At 55.8% G+C, this 22,578-nt stretch carries 22 protein-coding genes; 21 read left to right on the forward strand and 1 reads right to left on the reverse strand.

The genetic code is table 11. From position 1 onward, the window contains the following. The first annotated feature begins 2 nt into the window (after positions 1-2). From ACYU8Y_RS16385 to ACYU8Y_RS16410, 6 genes are all read left to right on the forward strand, one after another. Entirely contained in the window at positions 3-968 is a 966-nt protein-coding gene (locus ACYU8Y_RS16385) for a DUF6712 family protein (protein WP_460939129.1), read from the forward strand. 23 nt (positions 969-991) lie between these two features. Further along, positions 992-1,189 carry a hypothetical protein gene (locus tag ACYU8Y_RS16390; protein ID WP_460939130.1) on the forward strand — a complete coding sequence of 66 codons (198 nt, stop codon included), beginning with the start codon at positions 992-994 and terminating at the stop codon, positions 1,187-1,189. After that, positions 1,189-1,755, forward strand: coding sequence for a hypothetical protein (locus ACYU8Y_RS16395; protein WP_460939131.1), 567 nt, complete (start codon positions 1,189-1,191; stop codon positions 1,753-1,755). Before ACYU8Y_RS16390 ends, ACYU8Y_RS16395 begins: the two co-directional genes overlap by 1 nt. A 122-nt stretch (positions 1,756-1,877) precedes the next feature. Beyond that, positions 1,878-2,225 (forward strand): hypothetical protein, encoded by a 348-nt coding sequence (locus ACYU8Y_RS16400; protein WP_460939132.1) that lies wholly within the window; start codon positions 1,878-1,880, stop codon positions 2,223-2,225. An 11-nt stretch (positions 2,226-2,236) separates the two neighbouring features. Next, the gene (locus ACYU8Y_RS16405; protein ID WP_460939133.1) at positions 2,237-2,725 is read left to right on the forward strand and encodes a hypothetical protein; all 489 of its coding nucleotides are present in this window, start codon (positions 2,237-2,239) and stop codon (positions 2,723-2,725) included. Positions 2,726-2,787: 62 nt separating this feature from the next. Next, entirely contained in the window at positions 2,788-3,135 is a 348-nt protein-coding gene (locus ACYU8Y_RS16410; protein WP_460939134.1) for a glucosaminidase domain-containing protein, read from the forward strand. A gap of 47 nt (positions 3,136-3,182) precedes the next feature. Here ACYU8Y_RS16410 and ACYU8Y_RS16415 read toward each other — a convergent pair whose 3' ends face one another. Continuing rightward, positions 3,183-3,347: a hypothetical protein gene (locus ACYU8Y_RS16415; protein WP_460939135.1), complete on the reverse strand. Its 165-nt coding sequence runs from the start codon at positions 3,345-3,347 to the stop codon at positions 3,183-3,185. 126 nt (positions 3,348-3,473) lie between these two features. Between ACYU8Y_RS16415 and ACYU8Y_RS16420 the strand changes: the two genes are divergently transcribed. The 15 genes from ACYU8Y_RS16420 to ACYU8Y_RS16490 all read left to right on the forward strand — a co-directional run. After that, positions 3,474-3,770 carry a hypothetical protein gene (locus tag ACYU8Y_RS16420; RefSeq protein ID WP_460939136.1) on the forward strand — a complete coding sequence of 99 codons (297 nt, stop codon included), beginning with the start codon at positions 3,474-3,476 and terminating at the stop codon, positions 3,768-3,770. Continuing rightward, complete coding sequence (locus tag ACYU8Y_RS16425) at positions 3,771-4,637, forward strand: hypothetical protein (RefSeq protein WP_460939137.1); 867 nt, start codon at positions 3,771-3,773, stop codon at positions 4,635-4,637. Continuing rightward, complete coding sequence (locus tag ACYU8Y_RS16430) at positions 4,634-5,107, forward strand: hypothetical protein (RefSeq protein ID WP_460939138.1); 474 nt, start codon at positions 4,634-4,636, stop codon at positions 5,105-5,107. Before ACYU8Y_RS16425 ends, ACYU8Y_RS16430 begins: the two co-directional genes overlap by 4 nt. A 3-nt stretch (positions 5,108-5,110) precedes the next feature. Then, entirely contained in the window at positions 5,111-7,159 is a 2,049-nt protein-coding gene (locus ACYU8Y_RS16435; protein ID WP_460939139.1) for a DUF5977 domain-containing protein, read from the forward strand. Next, on the forward strand, positions 7,159-8,544 hold the full coding sequence (locus tag ACYU8Y_RS16440; RefSeq protein WP_460939140.1) for a hypothetical protein: 1,386 nt from the start codon (positions 7,159-7,161) through the stop codon (positions 8,542-8,544). The genes ACYU8Y_RS16435 and ACYU8Y_RS16440 overlap by 1 nt, the downstream gene beginning before the upstream one ends. Before the next feature lie 367 nt (positions 8,545-8,911). After that, entirely contained in the window at positions 8,912-9,391 is a 480-nt protein-coding gene (locus ACYU8Y_RS16445; protein WP_460939141.1) for a hypothetical protein, read from the forward strand. Between the two features lie 5 nt (positions 9,392-9,396). After that, positions 9,397-9,891: a hypothetical protein gene (locus ACYU8Y_RS16450; protein WP_460939142.1), complete on the forward strand. Its 495-nt coding sequence runs from the start codon at positions 9,397-9,399 to the stop codon at positions 9,889-9,891. A 90-nt stretch (positions 9,892-9,981) separates the two neighbouring features. Continuing rightward, complete coding sequence (locus ACYU8Y_RS16455) at positions 9,982-10,581, forward strand: hypothetical protein (RefSeq protein WP_460939143.1); 600 nt, start codon at positions 9,982-9,984, stop codon at positions 10,579-10,581. 12 nt (positions 10,582-10,593) lie between these two features. Then, positions 10,594-16,947: a phage tail tape measure protein gene (locus ACYU8Y_RS16460; RefSeq protein ID WP_460939144.1), complete on the forward strand. Its 6,354-nt coding sequence runs from the start codon at positions 10,594-10,596 to the stop codon at positions 16,945-16,947. A 131-nt stretch (positions 16,948-17,078) separates the two neighbouring features. Then, positions 17,079-17,570 carry a hypothetical protein gene (locus ACYU8Y_RS16465; protein WP_460939145.1) on the forward strand — a complete coding sequence of 164 codons (492 nt, stop codon included), beginning with the start codon at positions 17,079-17,081 and terminating at the stop codon, positions 17,568-17,570. A gap of 148 nt (positions 17,571-17,718) precedes the next feature. After that, positions 17,719-18,285, forward strand: coding sequence for a hypothetical protein (locus ACYU8Y_RS16470; RefSeq protein WP_460939146.1), 567 nt, complete (start codon positions 17,719-17,721; stop codon positions 18,283-18,285). A 2-nt stretch (positions 18,286-18,287) separates the two neighbouring features. Beyond that, positions 18,288-19,745, forward strand: coding sequence for a hypothetical protein (locus tag ACYU8Y_RS16475; protein WP_460939147.1), 1,458 nt, complete (start codon positions 18,288-18,290; stop codon positions 19,743-19,745). A 27-nt stretch (positions 19,746-19,772) separates the two neighbouring features. After that, on the forward strand, positions 19,773-20,222 hold the full coding sequence (locus ACYU8Y_RS16480; RefSeq protein ID WP_460939148.1) for a hypothetical protein: 450 nt from the start codon (positions 19,773-19,775) through the stop codon (positions 20,220-20,222). Between the two features lie 12 nt (positions 20,223-20,234). Then, positions 20,235-21,716 (forward strand): hypothetical protein, encoded by a 1,482-nt coding sequence (locus ACYU8Y_RS16485; RefSeq protein ID WP_460939149.1) that lies wholly within the window; start codon positions 20,235-20,237, stop codon positions 21,714-21,716. Further along, the coding region (locus tag ACYU8Y_RS16490) for a phage head spike fiber domain-containing protein (RefSeq protein ID WP_460939150.1) at positions 21,716-22,578 on the forward strand (863 nt) is incomplete at its 3' end. The genes ACYU8Y_RS16485 and ACYU8Y_RS16490, both read left to right, overlap by 1 nt.

The raw sequence follows: 22,578 nt of genomic DNA on the forward strand, positions 1-22,578 counted from the left end.
GTATGTTGACGGAAGAAATCCTGAAGGCTCAGCTGGGTACGATTCAGACCGATATCAGTTTTGAAACAGTGGCCCCTTTTGCCCACCACGCTGAGCGTTGGTTCCGGGACGAGGTTGGCATCGATTTGTATAATTTTCTAAAAAGCGACGATGCCCAGAAGCCCGAAATGCAGGAGCTGCTCTGGCTGGCTCAAAGCTGCATGTCCTGGCAGTGCTTCGTGCTGGCCTTTCCCCACATGAAGTTTCGCATTTCGGATCTGGGCATCATGAAAGGCTCCCCCCAGGCCACCATCGCCGTCACCAAGTGGGAGTACGTCGACAGCCGGGATGCGAATCTATCGATGCTCGACTGGGCGTTGGAGTATTTCTGGCGGGAACTGGAGGCCGTACGCCCAGCGGCCTGGCTCGATTCGGACGGTTATAAAATCCGCCGGAGACACTTCGTCCGCTCGGCCGACGAATTGGGCAGCCTGTTGCCGCTGGCGGGCCGCAATTACCGCTTTTTCCAGAAGATGCTGGTCCACATCGAAGACGTGGAAGACGAGCTGATCTGTGGCGCTCTGACACGCCAGGTCTACCAGGCATTGAAGCAAAAGTGGCAAACGCCCCGCACGCAGCTGAGCTTCGAGGAAGAGCTGCTCATCAGCCTGGTGCGCAAGGCCGTGGCTTACCTGGCTGTCGATCGGGCCTGGCCATACCTACCCCTAACCTTTTCTGAGATCGGCGTTACGGAGCGTCGGCAGAAAGACGGCACCGGTGGCGATGACGTAGCGGCCGACGAAGGCAAACGCAACAATTTGCGGATAACACTATCCCGCGATGCCCAGATTCGGCTCGATCGGGTGATCACCTTTCTGGATCAGACGGCCAGCCCTACTACGTTCTCGACCTATTACCAGCAGCTGCAGGCATCGACAGCATCCATCATCCCGGATGACTTCACGGACACACCACACGCAATCCTCTAATTTTTTAATCAATCAAACCAATCATGCCAGATCAAAACAACCCCGCGCACGAAGACAAGCTGACGGCCGATGAAGCCGCTCAGGAAATTTTTGATGGATTAGCCAGCTCTGGCTACTCCCTATCCGAAAAAGTTGGCGTTAGCCGCACGCTTCGCCGATTGCTGCGCACGGAAGCCGAAGACGCCCAGAAACAACTATCCACCCTTATTGACAGCTTATAATGAATTTCACGCGCCCAAAAGCGAGTCAGCCGGTGATCGATCCGGCTGACTCGACGCCGTCGGACCGCCGAGCGGTGGATCCAATCCAGGCCGGACCCATCCCTGAACCAGGGCTTGATCGGGATGAGTATGTTCCCACTCAGGACAAACCAAGCCTGGGCCGCAAAGTGCTTGATAGGAGTCGGTATCTGCTGAGCCTATACGGAGGTCTGGTCGGGGCTTTCCTGGTGTTTTACGCCCTGGCCGACTATACGGCCTATACCGTTGCCGAGCAGCGCCCGGGCCAGCTGATCATTTCCAACACAATGACTCAGCTCTGGACGGCCTGCTTCCGGATGGCCTTTATTCTGGCAGCAAGCCTGGGCCTGCTGCGGCTATTCTGGCCGGAACTATTCCGGTTCTTTCGCCCAGGCACCGATGGCCCCGATATGATGACCACTATCAAATACGAGCTTACTTCTTTCCAACGGCTATGCGTTTTCCTATTGGCCTTTTTTGGGCTTTGCTTCTTGTTCATTCAACTGCTGTCGGTCAACCTGCCGCAGACAGTAAGCGTCGGTCGATAGCCCTGCAGCGCCAGGCCGTCACGGAAGCGGCCGTCAAATACGTGGGTACCCGGGAGGTCGGCCAAAACCGAGGCCCGGTTTACAACCTGTTCGTAAAGCCCTACGGCTACGGCCCGGGCACCATGTACTGCGGTTTATTCTGCCACCACGTGTTCGTGACGGCCGACGTCCGGCACGGGGTCAAAGGCCCCGCCCTGGCCGCTAATTGGTCCCTTCCTGCCAGCGTCGTCGTTTGGCGGGGAGGCCATGCCGTAAACGGCCGGGTTCCGCTGGCCGGTGACCTGGCGCTGTTTCGGTTTGGCGGCAAACGCATCAACCACGTCGAGGTGATCGTCAACTGGCCCAATGTGGAAAACTATTGCTGGGTGATCGGGGGGAATACCTCCAACCCAGACGGCCCGGGTGAGGGCGTTTTTCTGAAGAAACGGCTCAAAAGCGAAATGATCGTGGTGAGCCGGATCACCTTTTAATTCCTACCGTAATGAAACTTTCCACTTATTTAGTTGCCGCTCTGCTGGCGGGCCTGCTGGTCCTGGCGATCGGACGCCCCTGGCAGCAAGTCAACCAGACCATCGGCTTTGCCATACCGGCCGATTCGCTGCGGGCAGATACCCTCTCCCATGCTGAGCTGGACAGTTTGATCATCAACACCGACCAGGTGGCCATCACACTGCCTGATGCGGTGAGTGACAGCTTATCGTACTCTGTTGCAGCCCGAAAGAAGAAAAAAGCTTACCTGGAGGAGCAGTCGCAGATCCTGCAAAAGCAAAATCAGCAACTCGATCTCCAGCTCCAAAAGAAGAGAAAGGAGCTGGAAGTCAAGCAGCAGAGTCTGTTATCCATGGAGCAGATCGAGCAGGCACTGGCCAAGCAATCCGGAAAACCGCAAACAGCTAGTAACCTGGTTGTATCGGAGCTGGAGATCGAATTGAACAAACGAAGCCAGGGAGTCAGAAACAACCGCCCCTGACGGCCCCAACGAGGAGCAGGCGGGCCGAGCGATTGGTCCGACGTTGGGGCGATCCTGTTCGATTGATTTGTGAAACCGAGCTACTCTATCCAGAGACGGCCGTGGCGCTGGCCGTGCTGGAAACGGGCCACTTCAGTTCCCGCCACATGATGAAGACCCATAACTGGTTTGGCTTCCGCAAAAATCGTCGGCCGTTTCAAATGTGGATCAAAAAGGGCTATGGCGTTTATGCGACGCCCCAGCTGATGATGCGGGATTACCAGGCATGGGAATCCGATCTGTGCATAAAATACAATCTCACCACCGAAGCAGCTTTCAGAAACTGGATCAATAAGCATTATGCCGAGGATCCTCACTACCCAGCCAAATTAGCGACCGCCATCAGTGAAGTAAAACAGACCTGGCGGTAGTATTTCAAGTCCAGCCCCTACTCGGGAAGAATAAGAGGTCGATCGATTTATACCTGTGGAAGTCTTGGACCAACGAGTGAATTGGTATTCATATCTGTGTCATCTTTCCCCTTCTTATCAAAAGCTTTACCAATTTTTTTAAGGATGAGATTCACGCCTATTCCGTCAAAAAGCCAGAATAGCCACTTCGCAATCACTTCTAGTATGTCCATTGCTTTTGATTGAGTAAAATAAAAAATACCCTTTTGCACCCATTAAGCAAAAATGACTTTTAGTCTACTCTACCGTTAGCAAGTGTCACGAAACCGTCCTTTAGGGGGCGGTTTTTTTCTTGGTACTTGCCAGCCATTTCTCTTACCAAAACCAATCGATTTATGAACATTCAGGACGAACTAAGTATCATCCAGCGACTGACCACCAGACCACCCGCGCTCTTTAGGGCCCTGCGCATCATTGGTGTAATTGTAACCGGTATCTCCGGGATCCTGATGGGCCTGCAGCAACAGGGTGTGATGTTGCCTGGCTTCCTGTCGATCTTCACAAACCTGGCCACGCTGATGACGGGATTGACGACGATCGGCGTCAGCTCGCTCACGGTCGACATGAATGCGGCCAAAGCTAAAAACGCCCTGTAAATGCGGACGATCCAGCTTGATGGGGTAAGCTACTCGCTCCCCCAGACCTGGGCCGAAGTCAAGCCGGATCAGCTCCCGAAACTGATCCGGCTGATTTATTTGACGCCCGAAAACGGCCACATGTACCACCAGCTGCTGCAGACGATGCTGGGCATCAAACCCCGGGCCTGGGCCAAACTCCACCGGCGGCATTTCGGATCCCAGCTTAGCGCGGCCGTGCGTAAAAAAAACGCGGTGGTGCTGCACGATCTGATGCGTATGTGCAGCTGGGTATGGCAGGAGCCGATGACGAGTCAACCGGTCGAAGCCATCACGGTCGACAAGACGCCCTGGCTATTACCCGAGGCTGGCTTTGTGACGGTCAGTTACGGGGAGTTGAGCGATCTGTATGTTCATCTGCAGGCATACATCACCCAGCAGGAAACCGGCGAGGGGGAGCTGGACTACCTGGTGGCCACGGCCTGCCGACCGGCTCGATCGGAGCGGGAGTGTCAGGATCCGGACTGGAATGGCGACCGGCGTGAACGCTACAACGAGTTTATCGTCCGGGAGCGGGTGAAGCAACTGAAAACCGTCCCCTTCGAGAAGAAATTAGCCGTCTTGCTGTTCGTGGCCAGCACGGTGCAATCGGTACTGAGCAAATACGCACTGTTCGATCCGGACGCCAAGGCGAGCACCGGTACTGGCGAAACCTACATTGGCCAGGGCTTTATCAAAAACACCCACCTATTGGCTGAAAAGGGAGTTTTTGGCAACCTCAAACAAACCCAGCAGGCCAACGCGCACGAAGTATTACTGTTTTTAGAAGAATTCCGCGCCGATGCCATCGAGCGTCAGTCGGAACGCCGAAGCGACACAAGCCCATGAACAGCCGTAAATTATTCTGGAGTTATTTCAAACCCCTGGCCGAGCAGGTGGTCACCCAAGGCACCGTTCTGCAATCGGACGGTGGCCGGATGGAGAAGCTGATGACCAAATCGGTCAGTACGAAGGGGTTTTACCCGGCCGTCTTTGTGATGCGGCCAGCCTTTAAACTTTTTGACAATGGGGCTGAACAGTTCTACTTCTGGTATCACGTCACCTTTTACGTTTTCTGCAAAAGCAAACCCGGTGACGAGGACAGTATAGATGCGGCATTTGACCAGGCTGAAGAAATTGCTCTGTCCATTGCCCACAAGCTGCGCGAAGAGCACCAGTTGACCGAGAACGTCGAATTCGATTATAACACCACCGCCCTGGAGCCGGTCACCATGATGACACTCGACTCGACCCAGGGCTATGAAGTAAAACTTAAACTGGCCTTACCGGCCAATGACGTGCTCCGCACCTACCTGTAAGCTATGATCGACCCGCTGGCGAGTAACCTGGTGTTCCAGGCCCTGCAATTTTCCCGGAACCGTCTGGACGTGCTGATCGATCCGGCCGACACCACCCTGACCGACCGCTCCGATCTGCGCTATGCGCTGGCGGTACTGGTTCCCAAGTTTCCCCAGTCGACCGAGCTGGAGCTGCTCACCACCCTGGTGGGCCGCGAGCACCCGCCCCTGATGGTGGGTGGCCTGCAGCGCTTCGACGGGGCCAGCTTCCGCATCGAAGCGATCCTGGACGGCTTTCTGGAAACGCAGAAACCCGATTTCGGGCAAATCAAAATGAGCATCGTACCCACCCTGACGATGCCCTACTGTCTGCAGGAAAACGTCACGGGGGGCATACCGGCCGTAAACACCACCCTCACGCGGCCCAAAACGTGGGTATTCAAGGGTGGGCTGGCCAACGAAGATTTTGCAGGCTGGAGTGACCGCTTTTTCGATCGCTACCTGGCCGACACCCGCCAGTTTCTGACCTGGCAGCCCGACGCCAAATCCGTCTCCCAATACCAGCCCGAATACCTGTACTTTTTGCTCAATTGCTCGCCGGTACCGGCCCTGATCAACCGTCGGCTGCAGGTGAATTACCCGGATGGTCGATCGGACGTACGTACGCTCGATACCCTCTCCGGAGCGGCCATCAACCAGGTCGTTTGCGTCCCGGCCGGTATGGCTCCTAATGGGCTGGTGAACGACGTGGCCAGCTACCAGCTCTGGCTGAGTGACGGCAACAACAACCGCATCTCCCAGGTACGCACGTTTATCGTCGACAACAAGGAACAAGCCCAGGAGCGCTTTATTCTGTTCGAAAATTCGCTGGGCGGTTTCGACACGCTGCGGATTCTGGGTCAGGGATCCGAAAGTACTACCGTCCGGCGTACCCTGGTCGACATCGATCCCCAAACAGCCGCCATCGATGCGGCTCAGCTCCGGGTGATCCAGGTCGACGGGGAGCAGAGCCTGACGGTGTCGACGGGCTATTTCACCCGGCAGGGATCCGGTTGGGCACGCTACCTGGAGGAGTTACTGCTGAGTAAGTCGATTTACCTGGTCACTCCAAAAGGCCACGTTCCCCTGCTGCTGAGCAACACCGAACTGCTAACGGCCGACGATGACATCGATCTGGTGTCGCGGGTACTCACGTTCAAAAAAGCCAAGGTCGAGCAGAACTTTAGCCGTCTGCCCGCCACGGCCGTTCAGCCCGCCCGGGCCACCGGCTGGCGGGGTGTGGGCTTCAAGCAGGTGCTGGATGGATACGGCAAGCGCCTGGGCAAAGTGGTGCCGATTCGGCTCCGGCGTTATTACCTGGACGACGGTACCGACGTCAAGCCCATCGTCGAGAAAGCCAACAACCCGGGCGACACCAACTACATCGCCCCCTCGCCATCCCCCGAATCCGTGGCCGGCACGACACCCTTTCCCAATGTGGGCATTTCGCGCGCGGGCACCTTCAACCGCTCGAATTGTGGCGGTGTGCTGCTGGGTGGACCCGCCACCATCAGCGTGGCTGCGGGCAAATACGGGGGCGAGTCGGCTGGCGATGCCGATCAGCGGGCCGAGGCCGAATTTCAATCGATCGACACCCAGGCGTATGCCGATCAGAATGGCACCTGCACGGCCATCAACGAATTTTATACGACGGCGGTACCGACCAACCACTGGCACTACCGCACCAACCGGCCCGACGTAGTGAGTGTTTACCACCGGCAGGATCCACCGGCCGACATGGGTAATGCCCAGTTTATGCAAGATCAATCCGGAGAGTATATTTTCCGTCCGGGCACCAACGATATGAATTTTCCGGCTGGCAACAAATGGTGGTATTACTACGCCGTTGGGCCGGTGGGGAGCCGCATCCGGATGAAGATTTACATCAATGGTGTCCTGATCCTGACCCGGACTAGCGGCAACATGGTGGAGGGTGGTTATGAACCCGGGGGCATCTTTACCGACGCCCTGCTCGGCGTCGACGTGACGCCGGTCAGTGGGGATAAACTATTTGTATTTTACGAGCTGATCTAATGCTTGATATTCGCATCGATGGCCGCTCGGTGGAGTTGGCCGCTGGCTCCTCGCTCGATATGAGCCTGGCCAGCCCCCACTTCGATTATTCGAAGATTGTCGGCAGTTCCTACAACCTGCCGGGTTTTCCCCTGAGCCGCCGGAACCAAGCTATTTTTGGTTACTGGGAGCAGCCCCAGGCGGGGGCCGTCCTGCAGCGTCGACACCTGGAGCAGTACCTGAATGGGCATCTGATCCGGGAGGCCACCTATGTGCTGACCGAAGCCGGACAAGCGGGTTACGCAGGCCAGATGGTCGAAGCCCTGGGCGAATTTTTCGGCAATAGCCAGAACCGACCCCTGCCGGAGCTGGATCTGGGCACGCTTCCCCTGGCTGGCCTTCTGAACGCCGAACTGATCAGTGATGGCCAGGTAGCGGCCGTTTTTCCCGTCATCCGGAACCCTGATTTTTATGGTACCAGCGGTGGCTCCATTAACTACAATGGCCTGGTGAATGACTTCACATCGGCGGGGCCTATCACGCCGATGATCATGATCGGCTGGCTGCTGAAGAAAATCGGCTTTATGACCAATACCGTCATCGATGGCGATTTTATTACCCATCCGGTGTATTCGAAGCTACTGCTCTACAACACCCGGGCGCTGGACGGAGCGACGGCCGTGACGGTGAGCCGACACCTGCCATCGATGAGCCTGGCGGAGTTGCTGCTGGAAATCCGGAAGCTGTTCAATTTAAAGTTTACCTTTAATTTGGCCGATCGGCGACTAACGATCGACTTCTGGCAGGATGCGATCCGCAAACCGGCCGTCAAGGATTGGAGCAGCAAAGCTGTGGGCCAGGGCCTTAAAACGTCGGAAGTAAACATCCGGCTGCAGCTGAGCTACGACCTGGATTCGGGGGATCAGCTGATGAAGGACAAACCGGCCCTGATGGCCGATTACGAAACGCCTGGCACCACGCCTAATTTTGCGCCCCTCAAAAGCCGTTTCTCTACCCTATTGACCGATAGTGCCACCGGCCGTACGAAAGCCGCGCAGGCGGGCGTTACGGCCCAATTCGGGCAACTGACGACGAGCTTCGCGCCCCGGCTGCTGTTCTGGAACGGAATCGTGGCCGGTGAAGCCGATGCATCACCCCAAAAGGGTGGTTATTCGCTGTATTGGAATGGCGAAAACGGGCTATACAAAAACCACTGGTCGGTGCTGGAGGCCATGCGCCAGGCGCAGTTCTACGTTAAACAATCGCTTGATCTGACCGAAACGGATCTGGCCATGCTGCGCTGGGACGAAAAGGTGCACATCAATGGGGTAAATTACTTTGTGCTGAGCGTGACCGTTAGTTTGCCAATCGTCAAACCGGCCGAGTGCCTGCTGGTGGCGGCATAAGCTGGGTGTGATAATACACGAAGGATATCACTATAACGCTGGCCGTAGAGCCGAAAAGAAAGCAAGGTCGAATGCCTAGTCCAGAACTATTGATACGAATCCTTAATCCCAAAATGGCATATTTTATCACACTTGACGTATTCATGATACATGTCATGCACGAGTCAACTGGAGTAACTTAGGGAATGATCTTACGTTATAATTTGTTAAAAATGAACAATTAGCGAAGCTCAACAGTATGTATTGACAGTCTTACCGTTTACTATATAAGTATTAGGCAATGATATTTATATCAACGGCAATTAGTTTTAATTAACAAATGTGTTAATATTTGCCAACCCGTTTCGCACTCAAACTTTCCACATATATGACCAGAGAAGCAGTAGAAACTCCCCAGATTAGCAGGGGGGCGTGGTTTGACGACCTCGTTTCTAACTTGCGATCACACGAATTACAGCTGGAAACCGATACGGCTTCCAAACCGCTTAAGGACTTTTACAATAAAATGATTTTTGGTAATGCCGAAGAAGCAGCCCGAGCTTCAAAGGCAACGCTTCAAAAATATTTTGTCAGCCGTATTGTCCTTGACTACGTAGAGATCATTGCGAACTCGGGCTTAGCCCAACTGAACCGATTAGCGATCGACCATAACGATTCGGAAGTTTTGGTTTGGGCTGAAATCCCTGATGATCAAGACGAATTAGAAAAAGCATTGATTATGGCGGAGGCTAAAATTAATGCTAAGTATCATGAGTTCGGCTTCGATATGAATACAACGATTGTCGAAGAGAGTGACTATCTATCTACACCGAACCACTACAGTGTAGTGGTAGAGAAAAAATCTTAATTTTCTTGGCACAATTTGATGATCATGCTAATCAAGCTGAGAGGAATCTCCAGTTCTTGGAGCAAATTAATGGCAATGTAAGGGATTGTGTAGATTGGCAGGTTACAGTTTGTTTTTATACTGCTCTTCATCTTATTAATGCTCACCTAGCTAATTTTGGCCTTCAGTATAGGACGCATAACAGTGTAAAAGACGCACTTAACCCTGAAAAGCAAACCTCAATTAGTAAATTGCCAGAAAACGAGTACACCGCTTATGTAGGGCTACAAATGCTATCTAGACGTTCTCGATATTTGGTTAACGAAAAGGATGGTCAAGTAACATCACAACAAGCTGCCCTAACAAATGAAAAGCATCTAGTTAAGGCTTTACGAAACTTGGACAAGTTGTTGATGTTTTTCACTGCTTCCTATGGTCGAAGAATGCCGCGCATCAACGTTCATTGTGATATACTGAAGCCACAAAATGATCTTCAGTACATGAAAGTAAGCCACAAGTAAAATATATACAGTTTCTTAAAGCCCCAATTCTGAGAATTGGGGCTTTTTTGTGTCCTTCCCTATACCTGCGATCGGAGCCAATTTCGTAGCATGGCAAACTCCCAAGGCACCGACGCTACCGGCCTGCGCGCAAAAGATGCGCGGGGCGAGTGGCTTTCTACCAACCGCGATGCGATCCGGATCCTGGACGCCTACATCGAAAAAGCAAAGGAGCTGTTCATCAAACGCGCCCAGGATGCGGGCCTGGAGCTAACCGGTGAGTTGCTGAATTCCTTCAAAACGTTTGCGGCCGTGGAAGCGAACGGCTACATCGAGGCCCGGCTGACCATGTCCCCCCTGGCCCGGATCAAGGATTTACAGTCGCTCAACTACGCCCGCACCCCACCCCTGTCGGCGATGATCCGGATGGTGGAGCAGAACCTGGAAAAGCACGGCCGGGGCTATTTCTACAAAGGCGTGCCGGGCTATCCAGCAGGCGTCTGGCCCGCTTCGGAAACGCAGGCCATCGAGCGCATCGCCTGGGGCTACAAAATGGCCCTTAAACGCCACCCCAACGTCAAACGAGGCTACCGGGGCATGTATTCGGATCCACTGCTGCAGGACGTGCTGCCCTACCTGTTTCGGGATCTGCTCGAAGCGGCTGGCCACACCGCCCTGGCGGGAATGAAAATGGCCCTCGAATTCAATTAACCTCCCGCTACCATGTCACTGAATTTAAACGAAGAAGCCACCCTCAAGATCAAAACCGACAGTGGCCAGTTAAACGCAGAGCTGAAGGATCTGAACGATAAGGCGACGACCCTAACCAAAACCCTGCGCGAGATCGAGAAAACCGGCCCGGGCAAAAACTCCGAGGAGTGGCGAAAAGTGAAGCTCGAACTCGATGAGACCCGTAAGGCCAGCGAAGCCCTGCGGAAAGAGGTCGATATTACGACCCTGAGTTATGGCCAGTTAGAGAACCACGTCAAGCAGTTAGCGCGGGACCTGAAAACGCTCAAGCCGGGCACCGACGAGTTCGTGGCCGCATCGGCCAAATTGCAGACGGCCCGGGCCTACCTGGACAACGTCAACGCATCGGCCAAGGGCGTAGCCACCACCGCCAAACAGGCCGCCAAAGACCTGACGGCGATGGCCGATACCAGCCTGACCTTCGGGGAGCTGAAAACCAAGATCGAGCAATTGAAGGCCAAAATGGACACCCTCAATCCCGCATCGAAGGAATTCATCAACACCAGCAAAGAGCTACAGACCACCAAGAAATATTACGACTCCATCGTCAAGGTGGTGGACGAAGCCACCGTGGCCATGCACAAGCAGCTGCTGGAGGCCAAAAATAGCGAGCTGACCTATGGCCAGCTGGAGACCAAAGTGAAGCTGCTCAATGAGCAGTTGAAAAAACTCACGCCCGGCACGGAAGATTTTGTCAAGGCAGGCAAGGATCTGCACCAGACGGAGAAAGATTTTGCGGCCGTCACGGCCGAAGCCAATCACCTGCGCACAACCGGCGAGGAGCTGGCTAAACCCACCCTCTGGGAGCGGGCGAAATCGCAGATCAAGGATTTATCGGTGGCCGGGGTGGCCGGATTGGCGGGCCTGGGGATGGCCGTCAAAGAGGCCATCACGACGTCCGTGGCTAAATTCCGCGAATTCGAATCGGCAGCGGCCGATATGTCGGCCGTTACCGGTATCGTGGGCGAACGGCTGGACTACCTCAAACAGCGGGCTAAAGAAGTCGGACCGGAGGTGGGTATGTCAGCAGCCGAGATGCTGGATGCTTACAAATTGCTGGCGTCGGCCAAACCCGAACTGACGGCCAACGCCGAGGCCCTGGCCAGCGTGACCGACCAGGCCATCAAGCTCAGCAAAGCGGGCAAGATCGATCTGACGCAGGCGGCTAAACTGGTGGCCGAATCGCTGAATCAGTGGGGTGTAGGAGCCGAGAAAGCGGGGGAATACGTCGAGGTGATGGCCGCTGGCTCCAAAGAGGGTGCCGCCGAAATGAGCGATCTCAGCTCCTCGCTCAAATATGCCGGTACGGTAGCCGCAGCAGCGGGGATCAGCTTCACCCAGACCAATGCGGTCATTCAGAGCCTGTCGACCATTTCCATCAAGGGCGAGCAGGCCGGATCCCAACTGCGGAACATGCTGGTGAAGCTGCAGACCGGCGCGAAGGATACCAACCCGGCCATCGTCGGGCTGGACAAAGCGCTGGAAAACCTGGAGAAGAAAAACCTGTCGACGGCCCAGGTGACCAAGATGTTCGGGGTAGAGAACCTGGTGACGGCGCAGCACGTGATCAGCCACCGGAAGGAAATCGCCCAGATGACCCAGAACATGACGGGCACCCAGGTGGCCACCGAGCAGGCAGCGACCAACATGGCCACCCTGGACGAAACCATCAAGCAGGGCACGGCCACGGTAATCGGCTATGCCGTCAGTTTGGGCCAGAAACTGGCACCGGCGCTGACGATGGGGATCCAGTACGGGCTGGCGTTTTTAAAAGCACTGGCCAGCCTGCCCGAATTCTTAATCCAGAATAGAGTCCTTATTTTAGGGCTGACCACTGGGCTAATTGCCTTCAATGCCCAGCTGATCATTTCGTCGGCGCAATCCCTGAAAGCAGCGGCCGTCGAGAAAGCCCGGGCTATTGCGGCCACCCTGGTCAGTGCGGCTGATAAGATCCGGGCCGCTGAAGCCGCCCGCAAAGCAGCCGCCGAGGCCCTGGCCACCACGGCCACCAATGCCGGTACGGTAGCGGAGAACGCAGCCACGGCCGCTACGACCCGGCGTACCCTTACGGAGCGATTACAGGCCGCTCAGGCGACGATCATGGCAACCATCGACAAAGGGCGCGTTGTGGTGACCAATGCGCTGACGATCGCCCAGAACGCGCTGAACGTAGCCATGAAGGCCAACCCGATCGGGCTGATCATTACGGCCGTGACGTTACTGGTCGCTGGCTTTTATACCCTGTACGAAAATAACCAGAAGGTCAGAGCGGCCGTCGACGGGGTGTGGCAGGTAATGAAAAGCACCGGCAACTGGCTGTCGGGCACTTTTGGGCCAACCCTGAGCAAAATCAATGGATTTTTTTCCGGCCTCTGGACCAGTATTAAGGGGGTTGGTACCAGCATCTCGGACGCCCTGATGCCCTCAATCAAAACAGCGGGTAACACCTTCGACTGGCTGGGCACGAAGGTTAAGTCAGTGATGACGATCATGCAGGGTCTGTGGGACTTCTACAAAAACCTGGTCGGCAATGTGGTGGGCTTTATCGATAAAGTAACCGGGGGAGCGGTGGGTAAAACCGTGGCTACGTTCCAGGATTTTGGTCAGAAAGTGGGCAAAGCCTTTACCAAAGGATACGATGAGCGCATTGCCAGCGAGATGCCCAAAGTAGCTAAAAAAGCGGGTGAAGCGGCTGGGAAAGAACTGACCACAGCCCACGCTACGGCGGTCAACACCATGACGCTAGCCGAGGAAAAAGCGGCCAAGGCTAGGGAGAAAGCCGCCAAAACAGCCCGGGAAAAAGAACAGAAGGAGACCGACAAACACCTCGAAGAAATCCGGAAGGCCAACGCGGAAGCCCTGAAACGAATCGACGAAGACGAAAACGAGGCTTACCTGGCTTTCATCAAACGCACGAAGGGGGAAGTAGCGGCCGAGAAAGTGAAGCTCGCCCAGATCCTGGATGCCGAGCTGATGGCCATTCAGCAATCGCTGGCCAGCACGGCCAACAAAGATGCGCTGCGCGTGTCGGCCGAGAAAAAATACCTGGCCAAACTCGACCAGGTAGACGAGGAAGCCCGCCAGAAGTCACTCAAAAAGGAGGAAGAAAAAACCCAGAAGCTGGAGCAGCTGGAGGTTAGACGGCTGGAAAATGCGCGGTTCATCATCGATCAGAAGCAGCAGGCCGAAAATGCGCTCTTCGACTGGGAGGAGGTCAATGCTAAAAATAGTGCCACCAAACTGGCCGATATTCACCAGCGGAGGCTGGACGCACAGCTGGCGGCATCGCTGGCCCGGAATGCGGCCGAGGAAGCGGCCGATCGAGCCAAGGCCGTGCGGGATGCGACCAGCAAGGAACAGGAAGAGGCTATGCTGACGGCCATCGAAGGCAAGTACGAAACCGAGCGGATCGTGCTCACCCAGAAAGCCGCCAACGATAAAGCCCAGATCGAGAAGGAGCTGAAGGAGAAAAAGAACGGCATCTGGACCGAAGCCTCCAATGCCTTCTCGGCGCTACTGAAGGGAGATTTGCTGGGCTTTGTGGAGCATGGCGCGGCTATGTTCGAAGCGGAAAAATCAGCCTGGCAGAAGCGACTGGATCAGAACATGGCCAAGTACCAGGCGGTGGCACAGATGGCCACGGCTGCGGTGGATTTTTTGAATCAGCTTGAGCAGAAAAAAGCCGAAAATGCCATCGCTGAAGCCCGGCGGGAACGCGATGCCAAAATCGCGCTTCTCAATGATCAGATTGCGATGGAGAAAGCCGCTCAGGATGCGGCCGAGCTGGAAAAGCAGCGGGTCACCCAGGAGAGCAACGACAAGATCGATGCCATCAAGTCGGCCTCCCAGAGCACGATCGCCAGCCTGGAGCAGCAGTACCGGCAGCTCTCCAGCAGTGAAGAGAAAAAGAAACTCGATGAGCAGCTGACGGGCTACAAAGAGAACGCCGAGGGCAAGACCGATGCGGCCAAAGAAGCGGCCGACGAGGCTATCGAAGCGGCTCAGGACGAGGCTAAGCAAACCATCGAGGCCGCGCAGAAAACCGAGAAAGAATCGATCAAAGCGGCTACCAATGAGAAAAATGAAAAGATCGATGCGGCCGAAGCCACCCGGGATGCCGAGGTTGCGGCCATCAACAAACGGAAGGATATCGACCAGGCCACCCGGCAGCAGCTGCTGAGTGAAGCCAAACAGGCGTTCGAAACGACCAAACAGCAGACTGAGGCCGAGGCTAAGGATAAGATCGAGAAAGCGAAGGACACGGCTAAAACCCAGACCGAGCTGGCCAAGGATACCCAGAAAACCAAAATCGAACTGGCCGAAGACCAGCGGGATGCGGAGCTGAAAGCCATCGAGGCCGTTCAGAAAGGCGACGAAAAAGCGGCCAAAGAAATCCTGGCCAAAGCCAAGGAGGATCAGCAAGAGAAGATCCGGCTGGCCAAGGAGCAGGCCGATAAGGCGATCGATGAAGCCGAGAAAGAGAAGCGGGAAAAATTAAAGAAAGTCGAGGCCGAAAAACAGACCCGAATCCAGAACCAGAAGGAACTGAATCGCAGCATCGAGGCCGAAAACAAAAAAGCGGCAGCGGCCGAAGCAGCCGCCAAACAGAAAGCGTGGGAAGCCCAGAAGAAGGCCGATATCGCGTCGGCGCTGATCACCGGGGCGCTGGCCACGCTGAAAGCGCTGGCCTCGAGTTTCTGGCCAGCCAACTTGGTGTTTGCGGCCATGAGTGCGATCATGACGGGGGTGCAGGTGGCCAAGATCAAATCACAACCGATGCCCCAGTTCGAGCAGGGTGGCTTTATTCCCACCGGTGGGCGTCACGCCAGCACCTATGGCAAAGGGGGGATCGGGCTGATCGACCGGCAGAGTGGCCGCGACGTGGGCGAAATGGAAGGGGGCGAAGCGATTATTTCACGGGATCAAACCCAGGCCAATATGCCGCTTATTCAGCGTATGTTTGCCAACGCCCGCACACCCGGCCGTCGTCATGCGTCGGTGACCGATTACCGCGATGCCCGAGGTGGCCGTCCAGCCGGGTTCCGGGATGGCGGAGTGTTCGATCCACCGGCCTGGCAGAAACGTATGTACCTGTACGGTGGCATACCCGGCCGCAGGCGTTACGACGATGGGGGCACCGTCGAGTATGACAGTGGTGGCAGCGATGGATACGACAGCGGCTACGACGATGCCGAAGCCAAAGCAGCGGCCGATCGGGCCGAAAAGCAGGGGCAGGAGCAACTGCGATTGCTGACGGCCATCAAGGACGCGCTGGAGAAACAGCCCGACACGACCCGGCAGCTGCTGCAGAACATGGAGGCCAACCTGCGCACGGTGATGAGCAACCTGGCTTACTACGAGGGGCTGGATCGATCGAATCTAAACCAGCAGTTGCTCAATGGCCTGGAGCGGTTGGGCACCAGTTTGAGTAATGCCCTGATGCGTATTTCGACCAGTCAGACCACCGACTCGAAGGTGATCGTGGCCGAACTGGTCACGCTCCGGAGCGCCCTGACGCTGGCCCTGAGCGAGCACCGGTCGCAACTGGTGTCGACGCTCGGCACCAACCGGTTGACCAACCAGGTGGCCCTGAGCAACCTGAGTCTGCAACTGGTGTCGAGTCTTAAATCGCTGTCGACCGATACGACCCAGGCGGTGGAAAACCTGGAGAAAACGACGGCCACGGGGCTGGATAAACTGACCGTTCAAAATAAAGCGGACTTTACCCGGCTCACCAACCAACTGGGTAAAAACCAGGACGAGGCCACGGCCAAAACCATTCTGGCCATTACCACGGCGAGTCTGGCCAATAGCCGGGCGCTGGCCAGCCTGAGCCTGAAAACGGTCACCAGCCTGGATAATTTGTCGGATGAGATGAAAGCGGCCCTACTCGATCTGCGAAAGGCGACGGTATTTAGCCTGGACGATTCGGCCGATCGCACCGAGCTGGCGCTGGCGCAGCTGGACAAGGACATGACCCGGTCGCTGGCGCAGCTGAATCGCAACGTCACGCTTTCGCTGGAGGTGCTGAACGAGGACGTAACCACCTCGTTGGATATACTCAATACCGAGCAGAAACAGGCATTGAGTAGCCTGGGCAACAAAACCGAGCAGGCCCTGGAACGATCCGCGACCCGAACCACCAGTTCGATCGATGGCTTATCGGTCGAGGTGCGCAGCCTAAAGGGATCCATCAATGCGGTGGAAGGGGCCGTGTACCAGGTGCGCGGGGCTGTCGATGGCGTGCAGGGAGCGGTCTGGGGCAGCAACCAGGCCGGACGGCTCGACGCACTGATCGGGGCGATTTCCACGTTTGGCGGCAAATAATAACGGTGAGCGGAATATTCTCCGCGTGGGTAATTACTCACTTGGCAAAGTCACTGGGTGCTCGTATCTTTATGATTTCACCCATTGCGTAACTTGACATAACCTTCCTTTTTTTAAAGTCTTCCCTACTCATGCTGAAACGCATCACGTTACCAGTACCAGCGTATTTGAAAAAATTTTTAGAAGGCGAGTACAACGCTCATAGTGGCGTTATCAAAATTGAAAAGTGGAGTCAGATCGGGCAGCTGATCAACCTGGTGAGTCGGCCGTATCCGCTCACCATTCCGGTGCGGCCCGTGTCGGGTAGTTCGGTCACTTTCGCTTACTACTGCCGGGAGAAAAGCAATGACATTGCGCCGGACAAACACCTGGCCATGGTGCGCCAGTTGGAGGAGATCTTTCGCACGGCGATGATCTTCGAGGTGCGCAAAGTGCACGAGCTGGTGGGTGGCGACTACTCTCCGCACATTCGGGTATTTCTGGATCGGTACGATATCCGACGCGATGTGGACATCGATTGGGAGACCGTCCGCAAAATTTACCGGGACTATTTGAACCGAAACGACCGAAAAAACCGAAAATCTCAGGAAAATATCTGCTTAAAAAGTCCGGCTGTAGCCTAAAAAGTCCGGCTGTAGCGAAAGAAGTCCGGCTGAGTGCTAAAAAGTCCGGGCAAAAAGCGCTCTGGTGTATCACCAGGGCGCTTTTTTGTGCAAACTAGTCCCGGTAATCCGTCCTTTCCGACGGGGTTTTTTGGGCCTAATTTTGGGCATGACGATCAGTGAACAAGTCTTTGGCCTTCAGCCTGGCCAGCCGAACGCGGGCTTCATCCGGACGCTGTGGCTGCTGCGGGCCGTCGACGTGGTGGATGTACTGGAACCCCACCAGCTGCCGGTGGCTGGCCAGCCCCATACCGTCAGCAAATCGGGACTGCTGGTGCGGGTCGGCTCGAAGCTGAGCAAACTATCGCTACCCGCCAAAACGGGTACCTTCGACGAGAGCAGCCTGCGGGAAGCGGCCGGTACGGTCTACACCCAAACGCTGCAGTTACCCCTCCCCCGCTCATCGGCCGCACTCGACCATTACTTGGGCCAGAACGCTGTTCATCGCTGGGTCGCGTTCTGGATCGATTACAATGGCCAGGGCTGGCTGGCGGGTCGGCCCGACAACGGCCTGCGGCTGACCACCACCCGCCTGCAGGCGGCTAGTAATGGCATCCAGCTCACGTTGGTGGGTAAAAGTCATCTTTCAATCTACCGGCTGGAGGGCACCGATCCGGCTGTTCTATTTCCTGATTCGGCCTTCGACTTTGGTTTCAACCTTTCTTTTGATTCATAATTATGCTAGATTCTTCTCAAGTTGAGAATCAGATCGATAGTGATCTGGCCGATAATACCACCCGGCAAATTAAACCGGCTACGCTTCGCTCCATCCTGAAAACGGCAGTTCGCTGGGTGCGCGATGCCGTTAATAACAATTTATCGACCTGGTACCGGGTCAGTGATGGGTTGCCGGGCGGAGCCAACGCCGACAACGTGTACCACACGGGTAAGGTCATTGTGGGGGCCACGGCCGATGACCAGAGCGGGGCCAATCTCCAGGCACCCAGCGCCAACTTTACCACACTCAATGGCCTGCCAGCGGGGCGCTTACAGACCATTACGTCAGTGGCCGAGACCAACCTACCACAGTATAGATACTACCCATTTGCCGAATTGGCAACGCCAACGGGTGGCACGTTCGACTTTATGACCGTGGAAATGGTTTGCAAGACCTGGGACTCTACTGCCGGGGATCCGCAAATTATCAAAGCGTACTTTACCAACCGGGGCGGGTTCACCTATTACTATACCGTTACGGGGGGGGCCATCGGAGCTGGTATTGTGGCCGTTCGGCATCCGGACAACCGAATTTTATTTTATGCCTATGCCGACAATGGGTTTAAATTAATTTCGGTCAAAGTGCTGGATATGGCAAACGCCATTGTCTACCCAACCTTCGGCGCTCCCCTTGCCAACATACCGGCCAATACGACGCAGGTATTTAATTCCACTCTACCGAACGTTTATTTACCCAAAACGGAAATAGGCCGCTACTTTACGTCTTTCCCTTTGCCAAACGGGGATGGGGTTTACCCGGCACCAATCAGCACAGCAGGATTGTCGAAACTCACCATAGGCGGCAACTTTTCGGCGGGAAGCTCGGAGGTATCGCTAATGAACGCCAACACCCTAGGCGGGGGCTTTACCTTCTGGCAGCAGCTTACGGCCAATACAAAGCGGTTGCTGGCCAGCCTGAACGGGAACGGATGGCTTGGCCTAGGTACTCTGGTTCCATCGGAACGGCTTCACGTGGATGGTAACACGTTTATAAACGGTGTTCTAAAATTTCCGGCCAACATCCTGGCAAAAAAGATCAATCTGTACGACAACGGGTCTAACAATGACCACCAGTTTTACGGGTTCGGTATTTTAGCAGGCACCCTAAAGTACCAGGTAAACAGTTCAGCCGATCGGCACGCGTTTTATGCGGGTCAGGATCCGGCCACCAGTAAGCACCTGATGACCATTAAAGGGGATGGCACCACCGGCATCGGCACCGAAACACCCACGGCAGCCCTACACGTAAAGGGAGCGAATGGCTACCAGCAGTTAAAGCTGGAAACCAGCTACGTACCCACCGGGCCAACGGATCCGAACGGCGAAGCGGGTACCGTATGCTGGGGTGAAGATTATTTTTATTGGAAAACGTCAGCCAATCCCCACCGGTGGCGCAGAGCCGCCAGTTCGGGTTGGTAATCTTTTTAACTATTCATCTGTACGCCAATGGCTCCAATCGAAAAAGTGATCAGTACTGAGGTGGTGACGGGCTTCAACCGCCTGGCTCTCCACGAAAATTTTGTCATTCTGGCCGACCTGAACATGGTCCAGCAGATTCGGGTAGTTACGCTCGACTCGACCGGCGTTCCGATTCTGGAACGTATAGAGACGGACGACAGCCTGACGGCCGCTCAGAAACAGGCCGCGCGCACTCGGTACCAGGATCAGATCGTAACCAAAAACACGACGGGTGCCTTTGTTGACCCTAAAACCGGTACTGTCGTGGCTGAAGGGACGATCGGAGCGGTGGACCAGCGCCAGTTTTTCCAGAACATTACGCTGGGCGATCTCAAGAAAATGGGCCTGACCATTACCGATAAGACACCCATTGCCACGCTGATCTACGCGCTGATCGGTAATGCGATCGGGGATATTGACCAACGGGGCGACCTGTAATTCACCAACCTAATGCTACCAACTTCTTCCGCTTACGCGGCAACGGCCAACATCGAGCGAGTACGCCGGGACTCGAGTAAAATCGGCTTTCTGTTCGTTCTTCCGGACGGCTCACCGGTGACGGCCGTATCGGCCCAAACGTTCGAGCTATCTTTTGCAGATGAGTCAGGCTTAGTGGTCATCACGCTGCCTATGGTTTCGACCCTGGATAATCAGCTGGAGGTTACGCTCACCGATACCGTGCGCGGTAAACTCTACAAGAGCAAATACAGCTACAGCCTGTATAACGTTAGCCTGGCCCGAACGGAGGTGGTGGGTAGTTTCATCTGGATACAGGGGCGAAATCAGGCAGCGGGCGTTTTTACAGCTCCAGATTTTCGGGTTGTTTACAATCCGATTGGGAATGATATCGTCATCAATGGCCTGGTCGTGACGGATAATACCGCTCCTGTCGTTGTAGCGGCCCGGGCGGCAGTATTTGCCACTAAGTTGCTGGTCGATGCAGTCCATGACGATGTAACGACCATGGCTGCGCAGGTCGTTACCATTGGCACCAATGCCGCTAATTCGGCCAACACGGCCAGTACGAAGGCGGGCGAAGCCCTATCGTTGGCCAATGCTGCGGCCAACAGTGCAACAGCCGCCAGCACGAAGGCAGGCGAAGCCCTGACGTCGGCCAATGCCGCCAACACCAAAGCAGGGGAAGCCCTGGCATCGGCCAATGCAGCCGCTGGCTCGGCAGGAACGGCCAACACGAAGGCGGGCGAAGCCCTGACGTCGGCAGGCACGGCCAGCACCAAAGCAGGCGAAGCCCTGACGTCGGCCAATGCTGCGGCTGGGTACGCGAATTCGGCCAGCACAAAGGCGGGCGAAGCGCTCGCGTCGGCCAATGCCGCTAGTGGCTCAGCTACCACAGCTAGTACCAAGGCCGGGGATGCGTTGACGTCGGCCAATGCTGCGGCTGGCTCAGCGAGTTCAGCCAGTACGAAGGCCGGGGAAGCGCTGACATCAGCAGGCACGGCTAGCACCAAAGCAAGTGAAGCCCTGGCATCGGCTAGTGCAGCAGCTGGTTCAGCCAGTACGGCCAACACGAAGGCAGGGGAAGCCCTATCGTCGGCTAATGCTGCGGCCAACAGTGCAACAGCCGCAGGCATAGCCCGGGATGCCGCCATTGCGGCCGTACCCAACCGGGTCGTGACGGCCAGCGCGGCCACCACCTACAGCATCGATCTGGCTCCAGCCGACAACACCTTTTTAATTCTGACGCTGACGGCCAACACCACGCTGACGATCCAGAATGCCGCGCCAGGCAAGTGCCTCTATATTGATTGCATTCAGGGCGGGGCGGGTAGTTTCGTGCTCACCTTCCCCTCAGCCGTGGCCTTTCCGGGCGGGGCCTCGGTGGACTGGAATACGGCAGCGGGGAAGTGCAATACCTTCTCGCTCATGGCGCGCAGCAACTCAGTGATCAACGCTACTTACGCCAAAATGTGATGATACGGAGTAGCCAACAGAGTGCCCAGTTTGCGCCTTCCCTGAACCTGGATTTTCGGTCTGGGGTGATGCCTCCGGGCCTGACGTTTATTCGCAATAGTGTAGCGACGAGAATCAATCCTTCTGGTGTACTGGAGACGGTAGCAGCCCATACGCCCCGGTTCGATTATGATCCGGTAACGGGCCAACTACGGGGTCTGTTGATTGAGGAGACCCGGACAAACAGTTGTCTCTATTCGGAACAATTGGACCAGGCCACCTGGGGGAAAAGCCTGTTGACGGTGACGGCCGATGCCACCACCGCACCATCGGGGGGCACGTCAGCCGAATTAATGGTACCAACCGCCACCGTGGGGCACCATTACCCCTCGCCGGGGGTGCTGAGTTTTGTGTCGGGAAATACCTATACGATGTCGATCTTCGTTAAGCCAGCCGGGTATACTGTCGTCAGCCTTCAGACGATCAACACGGTCTTTGGTAACTACCTGGAAAATCGTTTTTCGCTGACGGGTAACGGTGCCGTGCTGTTCACGGGGGCCGGTTGTACCAATACGATCACGCCCTATCCCAATGGCTGGTACCGGGTCAGTATGACCGCCACGGCTACGGCTACGCTTACCTCGGGTGGTTATTTTCTGATTATCCGAAATGGCAATAACACCAGTACCTACGCAGGTGATGGTACATCAGGCATGTATTTCTGGGGTGCACAATTCGAGCAAGGCGCTTTCGCTACCAGCTACATACCCACGACGAGCGCAGCGGTGACCAGACAGGCCGATGTGTGCCGGTGGACGGGCATTGCCAACCTGTTTAATGCCACTGACGAAGGGACGCTGTACGTTGACTTTACCCGAGCGGC

The sequence above is a fragment of the Spirosoma humi genome (assembly GCF_054776575.1).

Coding starts and splice junctions, on each gene's coding strand:
- ACYU8Y_RS16425 (WP_460939137.1), top strand. CDS start 3,771: ATGCGGACGATCCAGCTTGATGGGGTAAGCTACTCGCTCCCCCAGACC.
- ACYU8Y_RS16440 (WP_460939140.1), top strand. CDS start 7,159: ATGCTTGATATTCGCATCGATGGCCGCTCGGTGGAGTTGGCCGCTGGC.
- ACYU8Y_RS16400 (WP_460939132.1), top strand. CDS start 1,878: ATGTACTGCGGTTTATTCTGCCACCACGTGTTCGTGACGGCCGACGTC.
- ACYU8Y_RS16485 (WP_460939149.1), top strand. CDS start 20,235: ATGCTACCAACTTCTTCCGCTTACGCGGCAACGGCCAACATCGAGCGA.
- ACYU8Y_RS16465 (WP_460939145.1), top strand. CDS start 17,079: ATGCTGAAACGCATCACGTTACCAGTACCAGCGTATTTGAAAAAATTT.
- ACYU8Y_RS16435 (WP_460939139.1), top strand. CDS start 5,111: ATGATCGACCCGCTGGCGAGTAACCTGGTGTTCCAGGCCCTGCAATTT.
- ACYU8Y_RS16385 (WP_460939129.1), top strand. CDS start 3: ATGTTGACGGAAGAAATCCTGAAGGCTCAGCTGGGTACGATTCAGACC.
- ACYU8Y_RS16405 (WP_460939133.1), top strand. CDS start 2,237: ATGAAACTTTCCACTTATTTAGTTGCCGCTCTGCTGGCGGGCCTGCTG.
- ACYU8Y_RS16475 (WP_460939147.1), top strand. CDS start 18,288: ATGCTAGATTCTTCTCAAGTTGAGAATCAGATCGATAGTGATCTGGCC.
- ACYU8Y_RS16480 (WP_460939148.1), top strand. CDS start 19,773: ATGGCTCCAATCGAAAAAGTGATCAGTACTGAGGTGGTGACGGGCTTC.
- ACYU8Y_RS16455 (WP_460939143.1), top strand. CDS start 9,982: ATGGCAAACTCCCAAGGCACCGACGCTACCGGCCTGCGCGCAAAAGAT.
- ACYU8Y_RS16395 (WP_460939131.1), top strand. CDS start 1,189: ATGAATTTCACGCGCCCAAAAGCGAGTCAGCCGGTGATCGATCCGGCT.
- ACYU8Y_RS16470 (WP_460939146.1), top strand. CDS start 17,719: ATGACGATCAGTGAACAAGTCTTTGGCCTTCAGCCTGGCCAGCCGAAC.
- ACYU8Y_RS16415 (WP_460939135.1), bottom strand. CDS start 3,347: ATGGACATACTAGAAGTGATTGCGAAGTGGCTATTCTGGCTTTTTGAC.
- ACYU8Y_RS16460 (WP_460939144.1), top strand. CDS start 10,594: ATGTCACTGAATTTAAACGAAGAAGCCACCCTCAAGATCAAAACCGAC.
- ACYU8Y_RS16390 (WP_460939130.1), top strand. CDS start 992: ATGCCAGATCAAAACAACCCCGCGCACGAAGACAAGCTGACGGCCGAT.
- ACYU8Y_RS16430 (WP_460939138.1), top strand. CDS start 4,634: ATGAACAGCCGTAAATTATTCTGGAGTTATTTCAAACCCCTGGCCGAG.
- ACYU8Y_RS16445 (WP_460939141.1), top strand. CDS start 8,912: ATGACCAGAGAAGCAGTAGAAACTCCCCAGATTAGCAGGGGGGCGTGG.